The sequence below is a fragment of the Achromobacter sp. 46006 genome, assembly GCF_059761975.1.
The window spans coordinates 41541-63679 of record NZ_JCBANN010000019.1 but is presented as its reverse complement, the minus strand read 5'-3'; the positions used below and the strand labels follow the sequence as shown (position 1 = coordinate 63679).

23 protein-coding genes and 1 tRNA gene are annotated in these 22139 nt (G+C 66.0%); 9 read left to right on the top strand and 15 right to left on the bottom strand.

What is annotated here, in order from left to right:
• Positions 1-13 precede the first annotated feature (13 nt).
• Complete coding sequence (gene metE, locus AC6LKG_RS12155; protein WP_498164692.1) at positions 14-2311, bottom strand: 5-methyltetrahydropteroyltriglutamate--homocysteine S-methyltransferase; 2298 nt, start codon at positions 2309-2311, stop codon at positions 14-16.
• A gap of 208 nt (positions 2312-2519) precedes the next feature.
• On the opposite strand from metE, the gene AC6LKG_RS12150 reads away from it, so the two are divergent.
• Positions 2520-3437: a LysR family transcriptional regulator gene (locus AC6LKG_RS12150; RefSeq protein ID WP_498164690.1), complete on the top strand. Its 918-nt coding sequence runs from the start codon at positions 2520-2522 to the stop codon at positions 3435-3437.
• A 68-nt stretch (positions 3438-3505) separates the two neighbouring features.
• On the opposite strand, the gene recX is transcribed toward AC6LKG_RS12150, so the two are convergent.
• On the bottom strand, positions 3506-4141 hold the full coding sequence (gene recX / locus AC6LKG_RS12145; protein ID WP_498164689.1) for a recombination regulator RecX: 636 nt from the start codon (positions 4139-4141) through the stop codon (positions 3506-3508).
• Between the two features lie 104 nt (positions 4142-4245).
• Positions 4246-5310 (bottom strand): recombinase RecA, encoded by a 1065-nt coding sequence (recA, locus tag AC6LKG_RS12140; RefSeq protein WP_498164687.1) that lies wholly within the window; start codon positions 5308-5310, stop codon positions 4246-4248.
• Positions 5311-5691: 381 nt separating this feature from the next.
• Between recA and AC6LKG_RS12135 the strand changes: the two genes are divergently transcribed.
• The 3 genes from AC6LKG_RS12135 (at position 5692) to AC6LKG_RS12125 (ending at position 9781) form a co-directional block, all read left to right on the top strand.
• Complete coding sequence (locus AC6LKG_RS12135; RefSeq protein ID WP_006388398.1) at positions 5692-6381, top strand: response regulator transcription factor; 690 nt, start codon at positions 5692-5694, stop codon at positions 6379-6381.
• A 115-nt stretch (positions 6382-6496) separates the two neighbouring features.
• On the top strand, positions 6497-7873 hold the full coding sequence (locus AC6LKG_RS12130; protein ID WP_498164709.1) for a sensor histidine kinase: 1377 nt from the start codon (positions 6497-6499) through the stop codon (positions 7871-7873).
• Between the two features lie 246 nt (positions 7874-8119).
• Positions 8120-9781: an MFS transporter gene (locus AC6LKG_RS12125; RefSeq protein WP_498164707.1), complete on the top strand. Its 1662-nt coding sequence runs from the start codon at positions 8120-8122 to the stop codon at positions 9779-9781.
• Between the two features lie 376 nt (positions 9782-10157).
• Here AC6LKG_RS12125 and AC6LKG_RS12120 read toward each other — a convergent pair whose 3' ends face one another.
• The gene (locus tag AC6LKG_RS12120) at positions 10158-10367 is read right to left on the bottom strand and encodes a hypothetical protein (protein ID WP_006388393.1); all 210 of its coding nucleotides are present in this window, start codon (positions 10365-10367) and stop codon (positions 10158-10160) included.
• Between the two features lie 152 nt (positions 10368-10519).
• Between AC6LKG_RS12120 and AC6LKG_RS12115 the strand changes: the two genes are divergently transcribed.
• Positions 10520-11419: a recombination-associated protein RdgC gene (locus AC6LKG_RS12115; protein WP_175132518.1), complete on the top strand. Its 900-nt coding sequence runs from the start codon at positions 10520-10522 to the stop codon at positions 11417-11419.
• 129 nt (positions 11420-11548) lie between these two features.
• On the opposite strand, the gene AC6LKG_RS12110 is transcribed toward AC6LKG_RS12115, so the two are convergent.
• The 5 genes from AC6LKG_RS12110 to AC6LKG_RS12090 all read right to left on the bottom strand — a co-directional run bounded on the left by AC6LKG_RS12110 (position 11549) and on the right by AC6LKG_RS12090 (position 15588).
• A complete protein-coding gene (locus AC6LKG_RS12110) occupies positions 11549-12961 on the bottom strand; it encodes a diguanylate cyclase (protein WP_498164685.1) in 1413 nt (470 codons plus the stop codon).
• A gap of 131 nt (positions 12962-13092) precedes the next feature.
• A complete protein-coding gene (locus AC6LKG_RS12105) occupies positions 13093-14385 on the bottom strand; it encodes an aspartate carbamoyltransferase (protein WP_498164684.1) in 1293 nt (430 codons plus the stop codon).
• A 101-nt stretch (positions 14386-14486) separates the two neighbouring features.
• The gene (locus AC6LKG_RS12100) at positions 14487-14900 is read right to left on the bottom strand and encodes a hypothetical protein (protein WP_498164683.1); all 414 of its coding nucleotides are present in this window, start codon (positions 14898-14900) and stop codon (positions 14487-14489) included.
• Between the two features lie 2 nt (positions 14901-14902).
• The gene (locus AC6LKG_RS12095) at positions 14903-15328 is read right to left on the bottom strand and encodes a BPTD_2524 family lipoprotein (protein ID WP_498164681.1); all 426 of its coding nucleotides are present in this window, start codon (positions 15326-15328) and stop codon (positions 14903-14905) included.
• A 128-nt stretch (positions 15329-15456) separates the two neighbouring features.
• Positions 15457-15588: an entericidin A/B family lipoprotein gene (locus AC6LKG_RS12090; RefSeq protein ID WP_183003995.1), complete on the bottom strand. Its 132-nt coding sequence runs from the start codon at positions 15586-15588 to the stop codon at positions 15457-15459.
• A 148-nt stretch (positions 15589-15736) separates the two neighbouring features.
• Here AC6LKG_RS12090 and AC6LKG_RS12085 point away from each other — a divergent pair, with 148 nt between their 5' ends.
• Both AC6LKG_RS12085 and AC6LKG_RS12080 read left to right on the top strand, forming a co-directional pair.
• Entirely contained in the window at positions 15737-16096 is a 360-nt protein-coding gene (locus AC6LKG_RS12085; protein WP_498164680.1) for a hypothetical protein, read from the top strand.
• Between the two features lie 53 nt (positions 16097-16149).
• Positions 16150-16551, top strand: a complete 402-nt coding sequence (locus AC6LKG_RS12080; RefSeq protein WP_498164679.1) for a hypothetical protein — start codon at positions 16150-16152, stop codon at positions 16549-16551.
• A gap of 6 nt (positions 16552-16557) precedes the next feature.
• Here the strand turns inward: AC6LKG_RS12080 and AC6LKG_RS12075 are convergent, their stop codons facing one another.
• From AC6LKG_RS12075 to AC6LKG_RS12060, 4 genes are all read right to left on the bottom strand, one after another.
• Entirely contained in the window at positions 16558-17841 is a 1284-nt protein-coding gene (locus AC6LKG_RS12075; RefSeq protein ID WP_498164705.1) for a TIGR03862 family flavoprotein, read from the bottom strand.
• 271 nt (positions 17842-18112) lie between these two features.
• Positions 18113-18457 (bottom strand): hypothetical protein, encoded by a 345-nt coding sequence (locus AC6LKG_RS12070; protein WP_498164677.1) that lies wholly within the window; start codon positions 18455-18457, stop codon positions 18113-18115.
• A 221-nt stretch (positions 18458-18678) separates the two neighbouring features.
• Positions 18679-18755, bottom strand: a tRNA-Met gene (locus AC6LKG_RS12065).
• A gap of 20 nt (positions 18756-18775) precedes the next feature.
• Entirely contained in the window at positions 18776-19156 is a 381-nt protein-coding gene (locus AC6LKG_RS12060) for a hypothetical protein (RefSeq protein WP_498164676.1), read from the bottom strand.
• A gap of 169 nt (positions 19157-19325) precedes the next feature.
• On the opposite strand from AC6LKG_RS12060, the gene AC6LKG_RS12055 reads away from it, so the two are divergent.
• Together AC6LKG_RS12055 and AC6LKG_RS12050 are read left to right on the top strand one after the other, a co-directional pair.
• Positions 19326-20765 (top strand): aminotransferase-like domain-containing protein, encoded by a 1440-nt coding sequence (locus AC6LKG_RS12055; RefSeq protein WP_498164674.1) that lies wholly within the window; start codon positions 19326-19328, stop codon positions 20763-20765.
• Entirely contained in the window at positions 20762-21328 is a 567-nt protein-coding gene (locus AC6LKG_RS12050; RefSeq protein ID WP_498164672.1) for a DedA family protein, read from the top strand. Before AC6LKG_RS12055 ends, AC6LKG_RS12050 begins: the two co-directional genes overlap by 4 nt.
• Positions 21329-21337: 9 nt before the next feature.
• Here the strand turns inward: AC6LKG_RS12050 and AC6LKG_RS12045 are convergent, their stop codons facing one another.
• Complete coding sequence (locus AC6LKG_RS12045; RefSeq protein ID WP_498164671.1) at positions 21338-21592, bottom strand: hypothetical protein; 255 nt, start codon at positions 21590-21592, stop codon at positions 21338-21340.
• Positions 21593-21798: 206 nt separating this feature from the next.
• A complete protein-coding gene (locus AC6LKG_RS12040; protein WP_498164670.1) occupies positions 21799-22044 on the bottom strand; it encodes a hypothetical protein in 246 nt (81 codons plus the stop codon).
• Positions 22045-22139: the final 95 nt, after the last annotated feature.

Genomic DNA, 22139 nt, shown 5'->3' with positions numbered 1-22139 from the left:
CGGCCGCCGCGGTTCAGGCGGCTTCGCGCAGGGCGCGGGCGGCCTGCACCATGCCGATCAGCGCGGCTTCGGTCTCCGGCCAGGCACGCGTCTTCAGGCCGCAATCCGGATTCACCCAGAGGCGCTCCTTGGGCAGGCGGGCGGCGGCCTTGCGCATCAGGCCGACCATCCAGTCCACTTCGGGCACGTTGGGCGAATGAATGTCATAGACACCCGGGCCGATATCGTTGGGATAGCGGAAGTCCTCGAACGCCCTGAGCAACTCCATGTTGGAGCGCGAGGTTTCGATCGTGATCACGTCCGCGTCCATGGCGGCGATCGAGTCGATGATGTCATTGAACTCCGAATAACACATATGCGTGTGGATCTGCGTCTCGTCGCGCACGCCGGCGGTGGCCAGGCGGAAGCAGTCCACCGCCCAGTCCAGATACGCCTGCCAGTCGGCGCGTCGCAGCGGCAGGCCCTCGCGGATGGCAGGTTCGTCGATCTGGATGACGCTGATGCCGGCGGTTTCCAGGTCCACCACTTCGTCGCGCAGAGCCAGCGCCAACTGGCGGCAGGTCTGTTCGCGCGGCTGGTCGTCGCGCACGAACGACCATTGCAGGATGGTGACCGGGCCGGTGAGCATGCCCTTGACCGGCTTGTCGGTCAGCGATTGGGCGTAAGACGACCAGCCCACCGTCATCGGCGCGGGGCGGGCCACGTCGCCGAAGATGATCGGCGGCTTGACGCAGCGCGAACCATAGCTCTGCACCCAGCCGTTCTTGGTGAAAGCGAAACCGGCCAGCAGCTCGCCGAAGTACTCCACCATGTCGTTGCGTTCGGGTTCGCCATGCACCAACACGTCCAGGCCGACCTTCTCCTGAAAGCGGATCACTTCCTCGATTTCCCTACGGATGGCGCTCTCGTAGGCCGAATCCGTCAGCGCGCCCGACTTCCAGTCGCGGCGCAGCGCGCGGATCTCGGCGGTCTGCGGGAAGGAACCGATGGTCGTGGTGGGGAACGCCGGCAGGCCCAGCTCTTCCTGCTGGCGGGCGATGCGGCCAGCGAACGGCGCGCGCTCGCGCGAAACGGCGGCCGAGGCGGCCATGCGCTGCGCCACGGCCGGGTTGTGGATGCGGCCGGAGGCATGGCGGGCCGCCAGCGCGGCGCGCTGCCTGGCCAGGCCATCCTGGATGCCAGCATCGCTGGCGCTGTCCAGCGCGCGGCCCAGCAGGCTCAGTTCTTCCAGCTTCTGCGTGGCGAACGACAGCCAGCTCTTGAGCTCGGCATCCAACTCGGTTTCGCTGGCCAGATCCACCGGCACATGCAGCAACGAGCATGACGGCGCCAGCCACAGGCGGTCGCCCAGTTGCTGCCTGACGGGGGCCAGCGTGGCGATCGCGGCGTCCAGGTCGGTGCGCCAGATGTTGCGGCCGTTGATGATGCCGGCGGACAGCACCTTGTCGGCGCCCAGGCCGGCCAGCACCTCGGCCAGTTGCGCGGGGGCCCTCACCAGGTCCACGTGCAGGCCGGCCACCGGCAGGCCCAGGGCGGTGTCGAGATTGTCCTGCAAGCCATCGAAATAGGTGGCGACCAGCAGCTTGACCGGACTGGCCGACAGCGTGGCATACACCTGCCTGAAGGCGTCGCGCCAGGCCTGCGGCAGATCCAGCACCAGGATGGGCTCGTCGATCTGGACCCATTCCACGCCCAGCCCGGCAAACCGCGCCAGCACTTCCTGGTACACCGGCACCAGGTTGGCCATCAGTTGCAGCTTGGCCGCATCGGCCGCGCCATCGGCGAAGGCGTCGCCCTTGCCCAGGTACAGCCAGGTCAGCGGCCCCAGGATCACCGGCTTGACGGCATGGCCCAGCGCCTGTGCCTCCTGAACCTGCTCGAACAGCGATTCCCGGGCAATACGGAAGGCCTGGCCCGGCACCAGTTCCGGCACGATGTAGTGGTAATTGGTGTCGAACCACTTGGTCATTTCGCAGGCGGCGGCAGGCGTGCCCGACGGGGCACGGCCGCGGCCCATGCGGAACAGCGTGTCCAGCGAGACCGGCTCGTTGTCCCTCTGCCCGAAACGCGCGGGCACGGCGCCCAGCAGCGTGGTCCATTCCAGGATCTGGTCGTACCAGGCGAAATCGCCCACGGGCACGAACTTGACGCCCGCGTCCGCCTGCACCTGCCAGTGCCGGGCGCGCAACTCGCGGCCGGTCTGTTCCAGCGCGTCGCCGGTCTGCTTGCCGGCCCAATAGGCTTCAACCGCGCGCTTCAGTTCGCGTTGGGCGCCGATGCGGGGAAATCCCAAATTATGAATCGTAGTCATGGCAAAACCACCGTTGTGCAAATTTGTTCATGTGAAGGCTATTCTGCAGCCAAATCAAAATGAATCAAAATCAATGTCCACATCCATAAGATGAGAAAATCTCATACAATGAAACTCATGCCCGCCCCACCAGGGACGGGACAGGCCCGGCGCCCGCGCACGCCGTATCCTTGGCCTGCCGCGCCCTCTTGTCACCGCAGCCACCCCCATGCTGGAAATCCGCCACCTCGAAACGCTCACCGCCATCCGCGAAGGGGGCAGCCTGCAGGAGGCCGCCGAACGCCTGCACCTGACTCAATCGGCGCTGTCGCATCAATTACGCGACCTGGAGACCCGCCTCGGCACGCCGCTGCTAAACCGTCGCACGCGGCCGGCCCGCCTGACCACCGCGGGGTTGCGCGTGCTGGCGCTGGCCGATGAGGTCCTGCCACGCATACGCGCCACCGAACGGGAACTGCAGCGGCTGGCCGCGGGCCGCACCGGCCGCCTGCACCTGGCCATTGATTGCCACTCCTGCTTCCAGTGGCTGATGCCGGCGCTCGACGCCTTCCGTGTCCAGTGGCCGGATGTTGCGCTCGATCTGTCGGCCGCGTTTTCGTTCGCCCCGCTGCCCGCGCTGGTGCGTGGCGATCTGGACTTGGTCATCACGTCCGATCCCCAGCCGCTCGATGCCGTCGAATACCTGCCGCTGTTCAAGTACGAACTGGTGCTGGCCGTGTCCGAATCCAATCCGTTGGCCGGCAGCAAGTTCGTCATGCCGGACCAATTGGCGGAGCAGACGCTGATCACCTATCCGGTCGACAAGCAGCGCCTGGATGTCTTCACTGCATTCCTGGACCCCGCCGACGTCGAGCCCGCGGCCATCCGCAAGGCCGAATTGACCCCGATCATCGCGCAATTGGTGGCAAGCAACCGTGGCGTGGCGGCCCTGCCCAACTGGGCCCTGACCGAATACATGAATCAGGGTTGGTTGCGGCTGTGCCGCCTGGGGCCGCAGGGGGTGTGGCGCACCCTGTACGCAACCGTGCGCAGCGAGGACACCGATGCCTCATACATCGGCGAATTCCTGACGCTGACTCGCGACGTCTGCTTCAAGACACTCAGCGGCATCAAGTCGGCGAAATAGGCGCAGAAACCGCAAGCGGTGCGGCCGGCGAGCGCCCTTTCCCGCGCCACGCCGGCCGCTCGGCTGGCTCAATCGTCGTCGCCCGCGCCCAGGATGCGGCGTATGACATCGTGCGCGAACCCCCGGCTGGCCAGGAAACGCGCCTGCTTGGCATACGCGGCACGCCCCTCGGGCTTGACCCCGAAGCGCTTCTGCCAGACCTCGAGCGCACGCTCGTATTCCGTGGCGCGCAATTGCTCGCGCAACTCGGACACCTGGGCATCGTCCACCCCGTGCTGGCGCAATTCCTGCACGATGCGTGCGACCCCCTGTCGCGAAGCACGGCGATGCACCAGGCTTTGCGCAAAACGCTCGGTCGACAGCCATCCCTCTTTTTCCAGCGCGTCCAGCACGCGCTCAACCTCGTCGGGATCTTCGGCGTGGGGGGCGAGCTTGCGCGCCAGTTCGTCGCGGGCGTGCTCGCGCCGCGACAGGTAGCCGACCGCGCGCATTTTCAGCGATGGCCCCTTGGGGGATGCGCGGGACTTGCCGGTAGCAGGCGGCCCCACGCCGTCCGGATCCTGACCGGACGCCGCAATGGATTCGGCGGCCCGCCGCAAGTCCGACGTGCGGCGCAGGCCCTCGGGCCTGGCCACGGTCTCGAACTCATCGTCCAGCCTGGCGCGCAAGCGGTCGGCGGACGTGACGGGCGGTTTCCAACTCATGCGTTTACTCCATGTGCCAGCGGCAGGCCTCCCGGAACGGGAGCCTGCCGCTGGTGGCCGCCGGGCGGGCGGACCCGGTGCAATCCGGTGATACGGTGACGGGATTACTCGTCGCTATCGTCTTCCGCGGTGGGCACGAATTCCGCGGCGCGGCTGACGATGCCCTGGTTCTCGCGCACCCGGTTTTCGATTTCGATGGCCAGTTCCTTGTGCTCTTTCAGGTATTCACGGACGTTGTCCTTGCCCTGGCCGATGCGGTTGCCGTTGTAGCTGTACCAGGCGCCGGATTTGTCCACCACGTTGGCGGCCACACCCAGGTCGATGATTTCGCCTTCGCGCGAGATGCCGGCACCGTACATGATGTCGAACTCGGCCTGCTTGAACGGCGGCGCGACCTTGTTCTTGACCACCTTGACGCGGGTTTCGTTGCCGACGACCTCGTCGCCCTTCTTGATCGAACCGATGCGGCGGATATCCAGGCGCACGGACGAGTAGAACTTGAGCGCGTTGCCGCCGGTGGTGGTTTCAGGGTTGCCGAACATCACGCCGATCTTCATCCGGATCTGGTTGATGAAGATGACCATGCAGTTGGTCTTCTTGATGGTGGCGGTCAGCTTGCGCAGCGCCTGGCTCATCAGGCGAGCCTGCAGGCCGGGCAGCGAATCGCCCATTTCGCCTTCGATTTCGGCCTTGGGCACCAGGGCCGCGACCGAGTCGACCACGATCAGGTCGACCGACCCCGAGCGCACCAGCGCGTCGGTGATTTCCAGCGCCTGCTCGCCCGTATCGGGTTGCGAGATCAGCAGATCGGCCAGGTTGACGCCGAGCTTCGAGGCATACTGCACGTCGAGCGCGTGTTCGGCGTCGACGAAGGCGCAGGTGCCGCCCAGCTTCTGCATTTCGGCCACGACCTGCAGGGTCAGGGTGGTCTTGCCCGAGGATTCCGGACCGTAGATTTCCACTACCCGGCCACGCGGCAGGCCGCCGACGCCCAGCGCGATGTCCAGGCCCAGCGAACCGGTCGACACCACCTGGATGTCATGCGAGACCTCGTTGTCGCCGTAGCGCATGATCGAGCCCTTGCCGAACTGCTTTTCGATCTGCGAGAGCGCGGCGGCCAGCGCCTTGGCTTTTTCCGAAGCGGCGGCCTTGGTGGTTTTGTCGTCCATGTAGTGTCCTGTCAGGTCTGGGTCTGTAACGTATCGGGGCGCGGCACGGGGTGTCGGTCAGCGCACGGGTTGTCGCAAGGGGTGATCGGGCCGTTGCCTGACAGCTGTTGCCAGAAAACTGGCAGTGCAAACTGTGGCGCTCAAGCGTGATCGGTAAAGCGATAGCGCAGATTATGGCATCGGATTGTACTGTACAAAAAAACAGTGTGCCACAGTTTTCCACGTATTCCCTGAGTGGGCAAGCCCGGTGCCGTGTGACAGAATCGAGGAAAAAACTGGCGCTATGTCCCCATTGCGCTCCCGGCACGCCGCCCCGGCATCCCACCGAGGGGCGGCACGCGTGCGCCGCTCACCCGGCGCCCTTCTTCTTTTCGACTGCCCATGCGCATCCTGATCGCGGAAGACGACAGCATCCTGGCCGACGGCCTGTCACGCTCGTTGCGTCACAACGGCTACGCGGTCGATGCCGTGCGCGACGGCCTGGCGGCCGATTCGGCGCTGGCGGCCCAGGCCTTCGACCTGCTGATCCTCGACCTCGGCCTGCCGCAACTGGCCGGCCTGGAAGTGCTGCGCCGGCTGCGGGCCCGCAACTCCGCCCTGCCCGTCCTGATCCTGACCGCCGCCGACAGCATCGAGCAACGCGTCAAGGGACTGGATCTGGGCGCCGACGACTACATGGCCAAGCCGTTCGCCCTTTCCGAACTGGAAGCGCGGGTGCGGGCCCTGACCCGGCGCGGCGCCGGCGGCGGCGCCACGCTGCTCAAGCACGGCCGCCTGGTGTTCGACCAGACCGGACGCGTGGCCACCGTCGACGACCAGACACTCGACCTGTCCGCGCGCGAAGTCAGCCTGCTCGAAATCCTGTTGACGCGCAGCGGCCGCATGGTCAGCAAGACCCAACTGGTTGATCATCTATGCGAATGGGGCGAGGAAGTCAGCACCAACGCCATCGAGGTCTACGTGCACCGCCTGCGCAAGAAGCTGGAGCCCAGCGGCGTGAAGATCGTGACGGTGCGCGGCCTGGGTTATTGCCTTGAACGGGACCAGGGTGCGGCCTACCTCGCAAGCTGAACCGCCCCAGCCGGAGGCGCTCAACCAGGAAGCGCTGGATGTGATGCGGGCGGGGGCCCGCGGTCCCAGTTTCGCCCCGCCGCAACGTTCCCTGCTGGGCGAGATCCTCGACTGGATGCTGGCGCCGCTGTTCCTGTTGTGGCCCATGAGCGTTGCCATCACTTATGTGGTGGCGCAGAACATCGCCAATGTGCCCTACGACCGCGCGCTGGCCAACAATCTGCATGTATTGACGCGCCAGGTCCATGCGCAGGACGGCCGCGCCGTGCTGCGCATGACCGACCCGGCGCGCGAGGTGCTGCGCGCCGATGAAACCGACAGCGTGTTCTGGCTGGCCCTGGGCAGCCGCGGCGAGTACCTGGGCGGCGACCGCGCCTTGCCCCTGCCGGCTTCGGTCGGCCAGCCGCGCCCGGGCGAAGTGCAGTACCAGGACGACACCCTGCGCGGCTTCGGCGTGCGGCTCGCGTTCACCTGGGTGGATCTGAATCTGCCCAACACGCAACCGGCGCTGCTGATTGTGGCCGAGACCGTCGAGAAGCGCACGCAACTGGCCAACGACATCATCAAGGGCGTGATCATCCCGCAGTTCGTGGTGCTGCCGATCGCCGTACTGCTGGTATGGTTCGGGCTGTCGCGCGGCGTGGCGCCGCTGAACGCGCTGCAGCAGCGATTGCGCGCGCGCCGGCCCGACGATCTCTCTCCGATCGATGAACGCGCCGCGCCATCCGAGATTGCGCCGCTGGTGGCGGCCATGAATGACCTGCTCGATCGCCTGTCGGCCAACGTACAGGCGCAGCGCCGTTTCGTCGCCGACGCCGCGCATCAGTTGAAGACCCCGTTGGCCGGGCTGCGCACCCAGGCCGAGCTGGCCCTGCGCGACGCCAGTCCCGAGGAGATGCAGGCCAGTTTGCGCCAGTTGGTGACCGGCTCCGAACGCGCCACCCGGCTGGTGAATCAATTGCTGCTGCTGGCACGGGCGGAAAACCCCAGCGCCATCGGCATGGCCCCGACCGACCTCAACGGCATCGCCTACGAGCAGGCGATGCATTGGGTACCACAGGCGCTGTCGCTCGGCACCGACCTGGGTTTCGAGGGCTCGGACACCCCGGTGGAAATCAATGGCAACCCGCTGTTGCTGGCAGAGCTGCTCAACAACTTGATCGACAACGCCCTGCGCTATACGCCGCGCGGCGGCCACATCACGGTACGGGTGCAGCGCCAGGGCGGCCAGGGCATTCTGGAAGTGGAGGATTCCGGCCCCGGCATCGCTCCGGAAGAGCGCGAGCGGGTGTTCGACCGCTTCTATCGCGTACTCGGCACGCTGTCGGACGGCAGCGGACTGGGCCTGGCGATCGTCCGGGAAATCGCGCAGAAGCACCAGGCCACCGTGCTCATCAGCGACCATCCAACGCCCCACTCCGACCTGCCGGGCACCCGCATTCGCCTGGTGTTTCCGCTCGGAGCCGAGCCGGTCGACGGCTTCGGCGACTAGGGCCTGGAAACCCCTAACCGCCTGCCACGAGTTCCCCGCACCGTCCCTAGGATTATCCCTAACCCTCCCTGGCAATTTTACTTTTAGTTTCAATTTTAAGATTCAGGTAAGGGTCGCGTCAGAACCTAGTCAGCCTCGCGTTTCAACCTTGTCGCAGCTCGATGTCGGTCCTGCCGGCGGAGGGTCAAGCACGGCGGAAAACCGCCGGCCAGAAAAAATCGAGGAGACATCATGAGCACAACTACCATGGCAGGCCGCGGTCCCTCCGCGGATCCGCGCCCGATGACCAAGGATGAACGCCGCGTCATCTTTGCCTCGTCGCTGGGCACGGTGTTTGAGTGGTACGACTTCTACCTTTACGGTTCGCTGGCCGCGATCATTGCCCAGCACTTCTTTTCCGGCGTGAACCCAACCGCGGGCTTCATCTTCGCGCTGCTGGCCTTTGCCGCCGGTTTCGCGGTGCGCCCCTTCGGAGCGCTGGTGTTCGGCCGCCTGGGCGACCTGGTCGGACGCAAGTACACCTTCCTGGTCACCATCGTGATCATGGGCCTGTCCACCTTCCTGGTGGGCGTGCTGCCCAGCTACGCCAGCATCGGCCTGGCCGCCCCCGCCATCCTGATCCTCCTGCGCCTGCTGCAAGGCCTGGCACTGGGCGGCGAATACGGTGGCGCCGCGACCTACGTCGCCGAGCACGCGCCCCATGGCCGCCGCGGCTTCTACACGTCCTGGATCCAGACCACCGCCACGCTCGGCCTGTTCCTGTCGCTGCTGGTGATCCTGGGCATCCGCACATTCATGGGCGAGGACGATTTCAAGGCCTGGGGCTGGCGCATTCCGTTCCTGATCTCGGTCGTGCTGCTGGGCATTTCGGTGTGGATTCGTCTGCAACTGAACGAGTCACCGACCTTCCAGCGCATGAAGGAAGAAGGCAAGGGCTCGAAGGCCCCGATCGCCGAATCGTTCGGCCAATGGAAAAACCTGAAGGTCGTGCTGCTGGCGCTGCTGGGCCTGACCGCCGGGCAAGCCGTGGTCTGGTATACGGGCCAGTTCTATGCCTTGTTCTTCCTGACGCAGACGCTCAAGGTCGATGCCAACACGGCCAACATCATGATCGCCGTGGCGCTGCTGATCGGCACCCCGTTCTTCGTGGTGTTCGGCGCACTGTCGGACAAGATCGGCCGCAAGCCCATCATCATGGCAGGCTGCCTGATCGCCGCAGCGACCTACTTCCCGATCTTCCAGGGCCTCACGCACTTCGCCAACCCCGCGCTCGAAAAGGCGCAGGCGAGCGCTCCGGTCACGGTCATCGCCGACCCCACCACCTGCTCGTTCCAGTTCAACCCGGTGGGCACGGCCTCGTTCACCAGCTCCTGCGACGTGGTCAAGTCGTTCATGGCGCGCAATTCGGTGAACTACAAGAACGAAGCTGCCCCGGCAGGTTCGGTCGCCAAGGTCAAGATCGGCAATGACGAATTCCCGTCGTTCGAGGGCAAGGGCATGGCGCCAGCCGACTTCAAGGCCAAGACCGCCGAGCTGAACACCGCCCTGACCGCCGCGATCCGCAACCACGGCTACCCGGCCAAGGCCGACCCGGCCCAGACCAACAACGTCATGGTCGTCGTCCTGCTGACCATTCTGGTGATCTACGTGACCATGGTGTACGGCCCGATCGCAGCGATGCTGGTCGAAATGTTCCCGACCCGCATCCGCTACACCTCGATGAGCCTGCCCTATCACATCGGCAACGGATGGTTCGGCGGCTTCCTGCCCCCCGTGGCCTTCGCCGTGGTGGCCGCCACCGGCAACATCTACGACGGCCTGTGGTATCCGATCATCATCGCTGTCATGACCCTGGTCATCGGCACGCTGTTCGTGCGCGAATCCAAGGACAACGACATCAACGCCTGACAAGCCATCCCCCGCCGGGCGGGACTGCTGCGCCTGCCCGGCCTTTCAAAAGCTCCCTTGGGAGCTTTTTTTTTGTCCTGGAAGCGAGTGACGCGGATTCAGGACCCTGTCAGACCCCCACCGTTAGACTGGCGCCTCAGATTACGGCCTTGCGCCTTATCGTCCGGCGATTGATCCCCCTGCCAGGCGGTTGCAGGGCTAGTGTTCTGACACCGATACCGCGTTCCCCGCGAGCCTTTTATGACGCGGTATTGTGTGCTCCCGTACCGGCCCGGCCTCTATTGAGCCGGGCCGCTTTTTTTGCTCGGCCGGAAGTGCCGACGCAAAAAAAAGCGGCCGGGAATCCGGCCGCCTCCCGATTTCGGGGCGAGACGCCTCAACGGCGCATGCCGACTCCGATGACCAGCACGCCCGCCACGATCGCGGCGATCCCGGCCCACATCGGAATCGGCACGGACTTCTCGGTTTCGGCCGTGGCCTTGACCGAACCGACCTGCAGCACGGTTTCCTCGGACTTGTAGCTGAAGCCCTTGTAGGCCAGGGCGGCAATGCCCAGCACGATCAGAATGGCGCCGACGATCTTCATGCGAGTTCTCCTTATTGCACAGGGATGCCGCGGACATTAACGCAAGGCCGCCCCCCTGTCAGTGACAGAACGTGTCGCCTGGCCCCATCGTATTGCACCGCTACGGCAAAGCGGTCCGCGTCGTATAGAATCAACCCTTTTGGCCGACGCTCATGTGGTTCAAGAATCTCAAGATTTACCGTCTTTCCTCGCCGTGGACGCTGACCGGCGAGCAGCTTGAAGAAACGCTTGCGCGGCATGCCTACCAAGCCGGCAACAACCTCGAAATGCAAAGCCTGGGCTGGGTCCCGCCGCGCGAAAATGGCGGGCTTGCCCATGTCGTGGGCGGGCAGATCCTGCTGAACCTGCGCGCCGAGAAAAAACTGCTGCCCAGCACCGTCATCAACCAGGTCGCCAAGGCGCGCGCCCAGGAGATCGAAGAGCAGCAAGGCTACAAGCCGGGCCGCAAGCAGATGAAGGAAATCAAGGAGCGCGTCACCGACGAGCTGCTGCCACGCGCCTTCAGCGTGTACCGCGACACCCGCGTCTGGATCGACCCGCAGAACCACTGGCTGGTGATCGATGCGGCCGCCTCGGCCAAGGCCGACGAAGTCATCGGCCTGCTGGCCAAGTGCGTGGATCCGTTCCCGCTCGAAAACCTGTACGTGGCGCAATCGCCCGCCTCCGCCATGACCGGCTGGCTGGCCGAGGACGAAGCGCCCTCAAACTTCAGCATCGACCAGGACACCGAGCTGCGTTCGTCCGGTGAAAGCGGCGCGGCCATCCGCTACGTCAAGCACTCGATCGACGCCGACGACGTGCGCCGTCACATCCAGGCCGGCAAGCAGTGCACCCGCCTGGCCATGACCTGGGCCGACCGCATCTCGTTCGTGCTGACCGAAGGCCTGGACGTCAAGCGCGTCGCGCCGCTGGACGTACTCAAGGAAGGCAACGATACCGTCGCCGCCAACGACGACGAGAAATTCGACTCCGACATGATGCTCATGACCGGCGAACTGGCCAAGATGCTGGCCGAGCTGGTCGAGGCCCTGGGCGGCGAAAAGAAGATCTGAGCGACCCACCAGAGCCTGGCCGCGACGGGGCCGCTCCTGACCGGAGCGGCCCTTTTCATTGCGACCCGGACGCCGTGCCAGCGCTCCGCCCCCCTCGCGAGGCAGCCCCCCTCGCGAGGCAGCCCGGCTTCAGGCGGCCACGCTGCGGTCGCGGCCGGACTGCTTGGCCTGGTACAGCGCCTTGTCGGCGCGTTCGATCAGGTAGGCATAGTCCGGATGCCCATCGAAGGTCGCCACGCCGATGCTGGCGGTAATGCGCAGGCTGCCCGCCTCGGGAATCACGAAAGTATGGCGGCGGATCTCGGCGCCCAGCTTTTCGGCCACCGCCAGCGCGGCCTCGCGCCCCGTATCGACCAGCACCACCAGGAATTCCTCGCCGCCATAGCGGAACACGAAATCGCTAGAACGACAGGCCTGGTGCACCACCTCGGCGAACTGACGCAAGACCTGGTCTCCGCCCGCATGGCCATGCTGGTCGTTGATGGCCTTGAAGTGATCGATATCCAGCAGCAACACCGAGAACGACGAGTGCTCGCGCGTGGCGATCAGAATTTCGCGCCCGACCACCGATGGCAGGAAGCGCCGGTTCAATACATGGGTCAACGGATCGCTGCCACTCTCGATCTCGGCCACCATGTCGAACAGTCCATTGAGCAGATGCTTGATGCGCGCCACCAGCTCCTGCAGTTCGCGCACCTGCTCCGGCAAGGCTTGCGGACCGCCTTGCAGCAGACTGGGCAGCACGACATCGTCGAGCCGCGCCACTGCATCGGTGATTTGATGCAGCGCAGGCGCGCTCTCGAACAGCACCCCGCCCTTGTGCTGCAACCACAGACCGAACTCGGAGGCAGCCAGCCGCGGCAACACTTGCTCGGGCGCGCGGTAGTGCAGGCCGATCAGTACCGCCTGGCTCCACTCGAGCAACGCGGCGCGCTGGCGCTCGCGCTCGGTGGCAATATTCTGGCCCAGCGCGAACAGGCGGTAGGCCTCGTCGTTGCGGGCGCCACGGTTGACGTCGCGCATGAAGGCGCGGCTCATCTGCTCGATCGCCAGGTCGAACAGGTTACAGACGTATTGGGTCGCGATCGAGGCCGCCACGCCATCCAGGTCGCTGGCGCGCAGGCGCTGGGCGATCTCGTTTTTCAGGATGCGGGCGCCGGCCATCACCAGGTGGATGGGGATGTGCACGCGCGCATGCACCTCGCCGACCTTCTTCTGGGTCGCCATCAGTGCGGCGATATCGCCCTGGTCGCGCACGCACAGCAGGCCCTTGAGCCAGCCCTTCATGCCTTTGTGCAGGCGGGTGGCGACGATCTCGTGCGACAGGCGCGGGCCGGCCTCGGCGTCGGCCAGCAGGGTGGAATAGAAAGCGCCTACCAGCGCGTCGGCGCTGTCGGACACCACCGCCGCCACCTGGCCGCGGGTGTAGGCGTCGACCGAGGAATAGACCGCCTGCCAGGCCTGGGCGTTGGACGCGCTCAGATAACACGCCTGCCCGGCGGGATCAGGAGACGACGGGACTGCGCGACTGCTCGAAGACATAAGACCATCCGACCGAAGATTCCGCGACGTGTCTCGGAGCGACACGCGACAGGAAAAACCAGCGCGGATTATGCTTGAAATTACCGGTGACGGCCGCCATGGCGGCCGTGCCGCACAGCCCCGCGAACGTCTTATTCCAGGCCGTGGAACACCGAATCATCGGGACCGATATGCGACGGATGCTGCCACGTCACGTCACGCAAAGAATGCTGCACCAACCCTTCCACCCCCAGCAGCACGGCGAAGATGGCCATGCGGATGGGAATGCCGTTGTCGGTCTGGCGGAAGATCGCCAGACGCGGGTCGTGATTCAGGTCCACGCTCAGGTCGTTCGCGCCCGGCCGGCTGTCGCGCGGCAACGGGTGCATGACGATGGTGTCCGGACCGCAATAGGCATCGATGATGGCGCGATTGATCTGAAAGTCGGGCGTATAGCCTTCGTTCTCTTCATTGGCGAAGCGCTCTTTCTGCACGCGGGTTGCATAGATCACGTCGGCGCCCGCCAGGCCCTCGGCCAGCGAGGTCTTCTGCTCGATGATGTTGCCGTTGCGACTGGCCTGCTCGATGATGTAGGACGGCATCTCCAGGCCCTTGGGCGACACCAGCGAGAACTTGACGTTCTTGTACAGCGCCATCAGCTTGATCAGCGAATGGACGGTGCGGCCGTACTTCAGGTCGCCAACCATGGCGATGTGCGCGCCGTCCAGCAGCTTGCCCAGGCGCGAGAACTCGGTGAGGATGGTGTACAGGTCCAGCAGCGCCTGGCTGGGATGCTCGCCGGGTCCATCGCCGCCGTTGACCACGGGAATGTTGGTGGCGCGCGCGAATTCGGCCACTGAACCCTGGTCGGGGTGGCGGATCACCATTGCATCGACATAGCCGCTCATGACGCGGCTGGTGTCGTAGATCGATTCGCCCTTGGCCATCGACGAGAACGTGAAGCCAGTGGTGTCGCAGACCGAGCCGCCCAGGCGGCAGAAGGCCGAACCGAAGCTGACACGGGTACGGGTGCTGGCCTCGAAGAACAGGTTGCCGAGCACCGCGCCTTCCAGCACGCGCGATACCTTCTGGCGGCGCGCGATGGGCTGCATCATGTCGGCCACGCGGAACAGGTCTTCGACCGACTCGCGGGTGAACTGGTCCACCGACAGCAACTGGTGCTTGCCTTCGACGGCAATACGGTCGCGTAGCGGCCCTTCTTGTACGCTTTGCGTATATTTTTCAAGCAGGACACCGTTCTGCACGATTTCACTGACGAAACGCTGCACCACTTCCGGCATCGCCCGGAATTCCTGCGAACCCTCCGGCAGCAGCCAGGTATCCAGGGCACGGCGCTTGACGCCTATCCGGGTCGCGAACACGTCACGCGTGAGATTCAGGCGGCGCATGGCGTCGCGCAGGAAGGCTTGCTGGGAAATGGTCATGACAGGTCCCGGAGAGAGGGGTTTATATACGCACTGCGCATATTATTCTCAACGCAAGTGCATGTCCAACACTTTTGCGCACACGGGTTTACCCTTGAATATCAGGCTCGAGCGTAGGCCGTCATCTGTTGCGTGGCGTCCGTCGTGGCTTGGCCAGCCGCCAGCCAGCAACCGGCGCAGAACGCCAGCGCGCTGGCCAGATAGCACAGCAGGGCCAGGCATTGCGCCGGCAGGTGAGCGCGCGTCAAACGACCGCTGTAGCCCTGGCGCAACAGGCTGACCTGCGCCACGTAGGCAAAGCCGGCGCCCAGGCAGGCCGCCAGCAAGCCCGCCAGCAGCAGCAAAAGAGGCAGTTGCAAGTCGGGGGCGGCGATATCGCCGCCCACCATGCCCAGCGCAAACGCAGCCAACCCCAGCGCCGCGACGCCGTTGAGCCAGCCCAGGAAGCGAAAGGCGCCCGCCAACAGCGCGAAGGGCAGGCCGGCGGCACGCATCTGCTGGGCGCGTGGATCCATGCCTACCCGCCCTTGCGGCAGACCGGCGTGGCACTCTGGATCGAGGCGCGCGCCGCGGCGATCTCGGCCGCGTCCCAGCGGCCTTCGCCCAGCACCGTGACGGTCACCTTGGCCTTGGCCGGGCCATCGGATTCGGCCGAGATCAATTCGAGAATCTTGGCGGTTTCACCCACCTTGTAGACCTGCACCTCATCGGGCGCGCCCTTCTCGCCCAGGACGTGCTTCCAGGCATAGGCCACGTGGTACGGATGCTGGACGTCGACATGGCAGGTGCGCACGTATTCGCCGGCACGGCGGAACGCCGCCTGGTAATTGGTATCCACGATGAAGGTGTCTTTCACCACGGTGTCTGACTCATAGACACCGGTGCTGGCGCAACCGCCCAGCACCGCCATCAACGTGACACCCACCCATACAGACTTGCGCATGATTCTTCCCGCCATCGGATTCAGACTCCCGCGATTATGCCAGCGGCCGCAAAAAGGCCACGCCCGAAATGCCGCAACATTCCCGCGTGGCCCTGGTCGCGCCCTTGGCGCGCGGGACATCCAGCCCCTTATTTGGTCGCGGCGCCCTCGATCTTCTCACCGCCGCGCTGGATGTCCTTGCCAGCCCCCGCGACGGTATTGCATCCCGCCGACAGGGCGGCAATCGAAAGCAGCATCACAAGAATCACTTTGTTCTTCATGGGCATCTCCTATCGAGGCGTGGAAACCGGAGCCAGCATACCGCAAAGGCCGCCATTTGCGCAGGTGTCCGCGAACCGTCCGCGCGGCCGCCCCACCCCGCCGCGCGCGCCTGTCGCGTATTTGGCGGCAATGGATTAGGATGCGGAGATGACCAAGAAACACGTATCGGAAAACACCGGCGGCACCCCTCAGCCCTGGGGCTGGGAGCAGCCCCAATGCCGTGGGCAGGCGGCATTGGCCCTCTTCATCGACGACCTGCACCGCGTCCTCCAGGCTCACGCGGCCGGCCGGCTTGCCGCCAGCAGCACCCTGGCCGATGCCCAGCAGCAGGTCGACGACCTGCTGGCCCGATACAACGGAATTGCCGCCGCGCCCGAGATATTCCTTGGCCAATCCGTGCAGCTCAAGGAAGGGGTCGACCGCGACGGCGTCTCGCACACGGTACCCATTTTTTCGCCGCGTCTGAAGCAATCGCTGGTCGCGATGCTGGGACAAGGCCCCGGTTGACCGGCACCCGGCATACGCCGCCAGAACAGCTCCACCAGACAGGAGACCGCAGAATGAATACAGACAATGTCGTAGAGTTCCTCCGCCTGCTGTCGCTGGACGTTTCGCTCGGCGCCGCCGCCCAGCATGCCGCCAGCCAGGCCGATGCGCCCCTGGCCCTGGCACGCCTGGCCACCGCGCACGGCCTGCCCTGCAGCGCCGCTGACTGGTCGATATTCGCTCGCGATTGCCTCGACGCGTCCGACAGCGCTCCCGCCGCCGACCTGCCCGGCGAAGCCAGGATCTGGCAATTGGTGCAGGATCCGGGCCAGGGCACCGGCATGCCCGCCAGTGCCATCACCCGCGTGCTCGGCATTGCCACGCAGGCAGATGGGCCCGCAGTGGTCGGCCATGTGGTCAACGACCTCGCGCCACGCCCGCCAATGGGCTCCTCTTCGTACCCCCGCGGCTCCTGAGTCCGCTCAGCCCGCCGCCAGGAAATCCGCCACCCCCGCCGCGGCGACCACCCCGCTGGCCATGCACGCGGTCAGCAGATAGCCACCGGTGGGCGCCTCCCAGTCCAGCATTTCGCCGGCGCAGAATATCCCTGGCGCGGACCGTAGCATCAGACCCGGCGCCAGCGCCTCGAAGCTGACGCCGCCGGCGGTGCTGATGGCTTCATCGATCGGCCGCGGCCGCTCGAGCCGCAGCGGCAGCGCCTTGATCACCTCCCCCAGCCGCGCCGGGTCGCGAAAAGCCTCGGCCCCCACGCATTCACGCAACAATCCCGCCTTGACTCCCGTCAGCCCCAGGCGGCTCTGCAGGTGGCTCGACATCGAACGCGCGCCGCGCGGGTGGGTCACCGCCGCCACGACTTTTTCGCGGCTCCAGCCGGGCGCCAGGTCAAGCAGGACGATGGCGTGCCCGGTGGCTTCGATCCGGTCGCGCAAAGAGGCCGACAAGGCATACACCAGGCTGCCCTCGATGCCGCTTTCCGTGATCACGAATTCTCCCTGGCGCGCCATGCCGGCCCCCTCCGCGCCGACACAGCACAGCGTGACCGACTTGACCGGCTGGCCGGCATGGCGCTGACGGAAATGTTCCGACCAAGCTACCTCGAAACCGCAATTGGCGGCACGCAGCGGGGCCATGGCGACACCGTGCGCGGCCAACGCCGGCAACCAGGCGCCGTCCGACCCGAGCTTGGCCCAACTGCCCCCGCCGAGCGCCAGCACGACGGCGTCGGCGGCCCGCGCCTGGACCCCGTCCGGCGCCTGGAAGCGCAATCCGGCCGCGCTGGGCGCTTGTTCTGGCGGCCAGCCGAGCCAGCGATGGCGCATGTGGAATCGCACGCCCGCGCCGCGCAGCCGCGCCAGCCAGGCGCGCAGCAGCGGCGCGGCTTTCATCTCGGCAGGGAAGACGCGGCCTGACGACCCCACGAAGGTTTCGATGCCGAGTTGTCGCGCCCATTCACGCAGGCCATCGGCATCTAGTGCGCGCAACCAGGGTTCAACCTGAGCGGCGCGCTCGCCATAGCGCGCCAGGAAAGGCGCGGCAGCTTCGCTGTGCGTCAGGTTCAGGCCGCCGCGGCCGGCCATCAGGAATTTCCGGCCGACCGACGGCATGGCATCGTAGACATCGACCTGCGCGCCCCGTGCGGCCAGGCCCTCGGCGGCCATCAGGCCCGCAGGCCCGCCGCCAATGACAGCGACGCGCCTGCCGGACAGATCAATGGCGCCAGCGGGAAGATGCGGATGCATGGGCATGGGCATGGGAACAGGATTCAGCAAAGCCGGGACGAGGTGGATCGGCGGGGCTGCGATTGTCGCACGCGGCCGCCGCCTCCCTCCCGGCAACCGGAAGGGTCAATGCCCCGCACAGGGCATTTTTTCATCGCCGCCGCCAAGCCATTGATAATGCGGCGATATCGCCACATGCGCAGCGCCTATCCCAAGACTTGTCCACAGTCGCTGTGGGTAACCCAGGGCGTGTTCCCCGCGCTCCCGCGCCGGCAACGCCCCCCGGGCCGCGCGGGCGCTAGGCGTTGCCGGCGGCCAGCATCGGCCCCGGCCAGGGCTCGGCATCGAGCTGCAGGCGCAATTCCTGGTATTCGCCGTCGACCGCCACCGAGCGCAGCAACCCCGCCCCCAAGGCCTGTCCCAGGGCGCGGCGGCACAGGGTTTCGGGATCATCGGACAGGGACTGGAACACCCCATCGGGAATGCGCAGCCGCAACAGCGCCTGGGGATCTCCACGCTCGGCTGGGCGGCCGATATGGACATGCGCCGGATAGCCATGCGGGCACCAGAGGCCCACGTGGTACTTGCCGTCGACGCCGGTATCGGCGACATAACCGGGATGATCGTATTTTGCCGTGCCCATGGACCCTCCTCACAGGTCGCGCAATCGCGCGCTTGAGCCATGGTAGCGCAGCGCCCCGCCCCTGTGCGGCCAACCACCCCAGGGAAACTCCGGACTGGAATGATGGCTTGATGCAAGGCAAGCGGCGGACGAAAAAAAACCGCGACGGACGTCGCGGCTTTTTGCTGGGCGGGCGGCGGACCTTGATGCGGGCCGCGCCGGGCGCCGGTACTGCTTGAAACTGGTTGCGGGGGCAGGATTTGAACCTACGACCTTCGGGTTATGAGCCCGACGAGCTGCCAGACTGCTCCACCCCGCGTCTGATGTGTGAATCATACATCATTTTGAAATCTTGTGCAGCGCACCGACCCCGCCGGGTCGATTATTTTTGCCCGCCAGGCCCGCCAGGCGTCCGGCGAACGCCGAAATCCAGGCCATCACCCCCGGCGGTTGCAGGCAGATGACTTCGGCCCGGGCCAGCGCGGTCAGAACCAGCGGCGCGCGCTCGGCCAGGTAGTAGCGCTCGCCCGCATGCAGGCGCGCGGGAGACGGCAAATACGTGCCGGGCGGCAGTTCCGAACGATACGGCGGTTCGACCACCATCAGGCTGCCGCTGACGCAGACCACGGTGGTGCCGCCTCGCAGGCGCAGCGCGCGGCTGGCTCCGCAGAGCAGCTCGAAACGTTGCGAGTGCGGCTCGGGAGTATGAAAAAAGGCCATGGGCATCTCCAAACAGACCCCCACAGTCTGCGCCGCCCCTGCTTTGCGCAACAGCCACACAATTCCCCTTTCTGTACCGATGCAGCCTATGGATTTGGGCACTGTTATGGTGTACTTTGCGGGAATCTGTGCCTACCCTCAACCCACCCTCGGGGAGCATCATCGGCGCATGGACCCGCAACCGCTATATCTACGCTTGGCGAACCATTACCGGCGCGCCATCCAGACCGGGGTCCTGGCCCCGGCGCAGCGCATGCCATCGGTGCGCACCCTGGTGCGCACGCACCACGTCAGCCTCTCCACCGCGCTGCAGGCTTGCCGCCTGCTCGAGGACGACGGACTGATCGAGGCCCGCCCGCGTTCCGGTTATTTCGTCCTCAAGCCGCGCCGTAACAGCATCCCCCCTGTCAACGAGCCCGATATCCGCCAGGCCCTGGGCAGCGCCCAATACGTCGGCATCCATGACCGCGTCTCGGATTTCATCGCCAAGTGCGAAGCCCACCCGGTCAGCGCCAATTTCGCGCTGGCCGCTGCGGTGCCCGACGCCTACCCGATGGAGGACCTGAAGCAGGCCATGATCCGCGCGCTGCGGCATTCGCCCCAGGTGCTGGTCAGCCCGGTCCCGCCGCAGGGCCATCCGCAACTGCGCACGGTGCTGGCGCGGCGCGCCCTGGCCAACGGCATCAACGCCACCCCGGATGACGTGATCATCACGCATGGCTGCATCGAGGCCCTCAACCTGGCGTTGCGCGCGGTGGCGCGCCCGGGCGACACCATCGCGGTCGAATCACCCACTTACTTCGGGCTGCTGCAGATTCTGGAAAGCCTGGGCATGCGAGCCCTGGAGATTCCCACCAGCCCGCAGCATGGCCTGTCCATCGAGGCGCTGGACCTGGCCTTCCAGACCCACGGCAACATCCGCGCCGTGGTGGTCGTGCCTAATTTCCAGAATCCACTCGGCTGCGTCATGCCCGACGCCGAAAAGGCCCGCCTGGTGGCCCTGTGCGAGCGTCAGCAGGTGCCGCTGATCGAAGACGACACCTACGGCGCCTTGAACGACGACGACACGCCGTTGGCGGCAGCCAAGTCCTGGGATCCGACCGGCAACGTCATCTATTGCTCGTCTCTGCACAAGACGCTGGCGCCGGGCATGCGGCTGGGTTGGCTGCTGGGAGGCCGCTGGAAAGCCCGTATCGCCATGTTGAAATTTGCGCAGAGCCGGCCCAATGAACCGCTGGCGCAGATGGCGGTGGCCGACTACCTGGGCTCGCGCGCCTATGACCGCCACCTGGCGCGTTTGCGCCGGCAATTGAAAACGCAGCGCGACCAGACCGCCGAGGTCATCGCCGCACATTTTCCGCAGGGCACGCGTCTGAGCATGCCCCGCGGCGGCATGCTGCTATGGGTGGAAATGCCGGATGGCCGCTCGGGGCTGGAAGTGTTCGAGGCTGCCCTGCGCCAGGGTATCCGGGTGGCGCCTGGCGCCATGTTCTCCAACAGCGCGCGCTACAACCATTTCCTGCGCATCAGTTGCGGCCAGCGCCATACGCCCGAGGTGGCGCGGGCCCTGGCCACGCTGGCGCGCATCGTGGGCGAACGCCAGCCATGAACCCTCAGTTGCACCAGTTCATCGTCGACTACGGCCTGTGGGCCGTGCTGGGAGGCACGCTGCTCGAGGGCGAAAGCGTGGTAGTGCTGGCTGGCTTCCTGTCGCACCAGCGACTGCTGCACCTGCCCTATGTCGTCCTGTGCGCGTTCGCCGGCTCGTTCCTGGCCGACCAGGCCCTGTTCTTCCTGGGCCGGCGTTACCGCGAACACCGCTATGTGCGGCGGATCCGCGCCCAGCCCGCGTTCGGCAAGGCGCTGGCGGCCGTCGACCGCTATCCCCATGGCTTCATCCTGGCGCTGCGCTTCTTGTATGGGCTGCGCACGGTGGGCCCGGTGGCGCTGGGCGTATCCCAGGTCTCGCCCGTCCGTTTCCTGGTTCTCAACGCCGTCGCCGCCGCTATCTGGGCAGTGTGCTTCAGCCTGGTGGGCTATCTATTCGGGCAGACCATCGAGTCGCTGCTCGGCCGTCTGCGTGGCGTCGAGACCAAGCTGGCGGTGGCTGTCGCCATCGGGGTGGCTATCTGGCTGGCCTACCGCCTGTATGCGCGGCGGCGCCCGCATTGAAGCCGCCGCTCAAAACACCAGTGCGCCGCTGGCCCGCAGCACGTGGCGGCGGCGCGCCCTGCGATACCACCGGCCGATGAGCGGCAGCAGGGCAAGGCGCCGCAGGACCGGATGGCGCTGGTCGAAGTCATGCCAGGCCTTGAAGCCATGGCCCAGGCGCTCCCAGCTCTGACGCGCCTCGGGGGAAAGCTTGCCGGGGTCGAAGGCCGCCAGCTTTGCCGCTTCCGAGACCCGGGCCGCGAGGCCACGGCCCCGGTCTTGCAATGGATACTGATTCCGCATGGGGCGGCATATTACCCGGCTTGCGTGACCTCCGCCCGCCCCTGTTGCGGGGCGCCCACGGGCGCTGTTGGCGTCGCCTTTGATCGAATTTTGCAAGCCGTTGTAAACAAAGGAAAAAGGCTTTCTATGCCCGTGCTATCCCAAGGCTTGTCCACAGAAGTTGTGGGTAACTCCCGCGGTCGCGCGGCTTATTTCAACGCCGCGACGATCAGATCGCGCACGCTCTCGAAGCCCGCCACGTATTGCGGATTCTCGGAACGGGCCAACAGGCTGGAATAGTTTTGCTCGAGCTGCGCTTCGATCGCTTCGCGCAGGCCGGGCGAGCCTTTGGCCAGATGCATCATGGTCAGCAGCGCCGCATTGAGCGCGTCGATACGGCCGCCCTGGTGCGAAATGGTGTGCACGATGACGGCGATTTGTTCCTGGGTGTCCACGGGTAAGTCTCCTGGCGATGAAGTCGGCGCGAATCCTAGCACGGGCGCGCCGGGGTGCTGGGCAAGCCCGGCCGGCCGCGCTAGCATGAAGCGTA

Coding starts and splice junctions, on each gene's coding strand:
- metE (WP_498164692.1), bottom strand. CDS start 2,311: ATGACTACGATTCATAATTTGGGATTTCCCCGCATCGGCGCCCAACGC.
- AC6LKG_RS12150 (WP_498164690.1), top strand. CDS start 2,520: ATGCTGGAAATCCGCCACCTCGAAACGCTCACCGCCATCCGCGAAGGG.
- recX (WP_498164689.1), bottom strand. CDS start 4,141: ATGAGTTGGAAACCGCCCGTCACGTCCGCCGACCGCTTGCGCGCCAGG.
- recA (WP_498164687.1), bottom strand. CDS start 5,310: ATGGACGACAAAACCACCAAGGCCGCCGCTTCGGAAAAAGCCAAGGCG.
- AC6LKG_RS12135 (WP_006388398.1), top strand. CDS start 5,692: ATGCGCATCCTGATCGCGGAAGACGACAGCATCCTGGCCGACGGCCTG.
- AC6LKG_RS12130 (WP_498164709.1), top strand. CDS start 6,497: ATGCTGGCGCCGCTGTTCCTGTTGTGGCCCATGAGCGTTGCCATCACT.
- AC6LKG_RS12125 (WP_498164707.1), top strand. CDS start 8,120: ATGGCAGGCCGCGGTCCCTCCGCGGATCCGCGCCCGATGACCAAGGAT.
- AC6LKG_RS12120 (WP_006388393.1), bottom strand. CDS start 10,367: ATGAAGATCGTCGGCGCCATTCTGATCGTGCTGGGCATTGCCGCCCTG.
- AC6LKG_RS12115 (WP_175132518.1), top strand. CDS start 10,520: ATGTGGTTCAAGAATCTCAAGATTTACCGTCTTTCCTCGCCGTGGACG.
- AC6LKG_RS12110 (WP_498164685.1), bottom strand. CDS start 12,961: ATGTCTTCGAGCAGTCGCGCAGTCCCGTCGTCTCCTGATCCCGCCGGG.
- AC6LKG_RS12105 (WP_498164684.1), bottom strand. CDS start 14,385: ATGACCATTTCCCAGCAAGCCTTCCTGCGCGACGCCATGCGCCGCCTG.
- AC6LKG_RS12100 (WP_498164683.1), bottom strand. CDS start 14,900: ATGGATCCACGCGCCCAGCAGATGCGTGCCGCCGGCCTGCCCTTCGCG.
- AC6LKG_RS12095 (WP_498164681.1), bottom strand. CDS start 15,328: ATGCGCAAGTCTGTATGGGTGGGTGTCACGTTGATGGCGGTGCTGGGC.
- AC6LKG_RS12090 (WP_183003995.1), bottom strand. CDS start 15,588: ATGAAGAACAAAGTGATTCTTGTGATGCTGCTTTCGATTGCCGCCCTG.
- AC6LKG_RS12085 (WP_498164680.1), top strand. CDS start 15,737: ATGACCAAGAAACACGTATCGGAAAACACCGGCGGCACCCCTCAGCCC.
- AC6LKG_RS12080 (WP_498164679.1), top strand. CDS start 16,150: ATGAATACAGACAATGTCGTAGAGTTCCTCCGCCTGCTGTCGCTGGAC.
- AC6LKG_RS12075 (WP_498164705.1), bottom strand. CDS start 17,841: ATGCCCATGCATCCGCATCTTCCCGCTGGCGCCATTGATCTGTCCGGC.
- AC6LKG_RS12070 (WP_498164677.1), bottom strand. CDS start 18,457: ATGGGCACGGCAAAATACGATCATCCCGGTTATGTCGCCGATACCGGC.
- AC6LKG_RS12060 (WP_498164676.1), bottom strand. CDS start 19,156: ATGGCCTTTTTTCATACTCCCGAGCCGCACTCGCAACGTTTCGAGCTG.
- AC6LKG_RS12055 (WP_498164674.1), top strand. CDS start 19,326: ATGGACCCGCAACCGCTATATCTACGCTTGGCGAACCATTACCGGCGC.
- AC6LKG_RS12050 (WP_498164672.1), top strand. CDS start 20,762: ATGAACCCTCAGTTGCACCAGTTCATCGTCGACTACGGCCTGTGGGCC.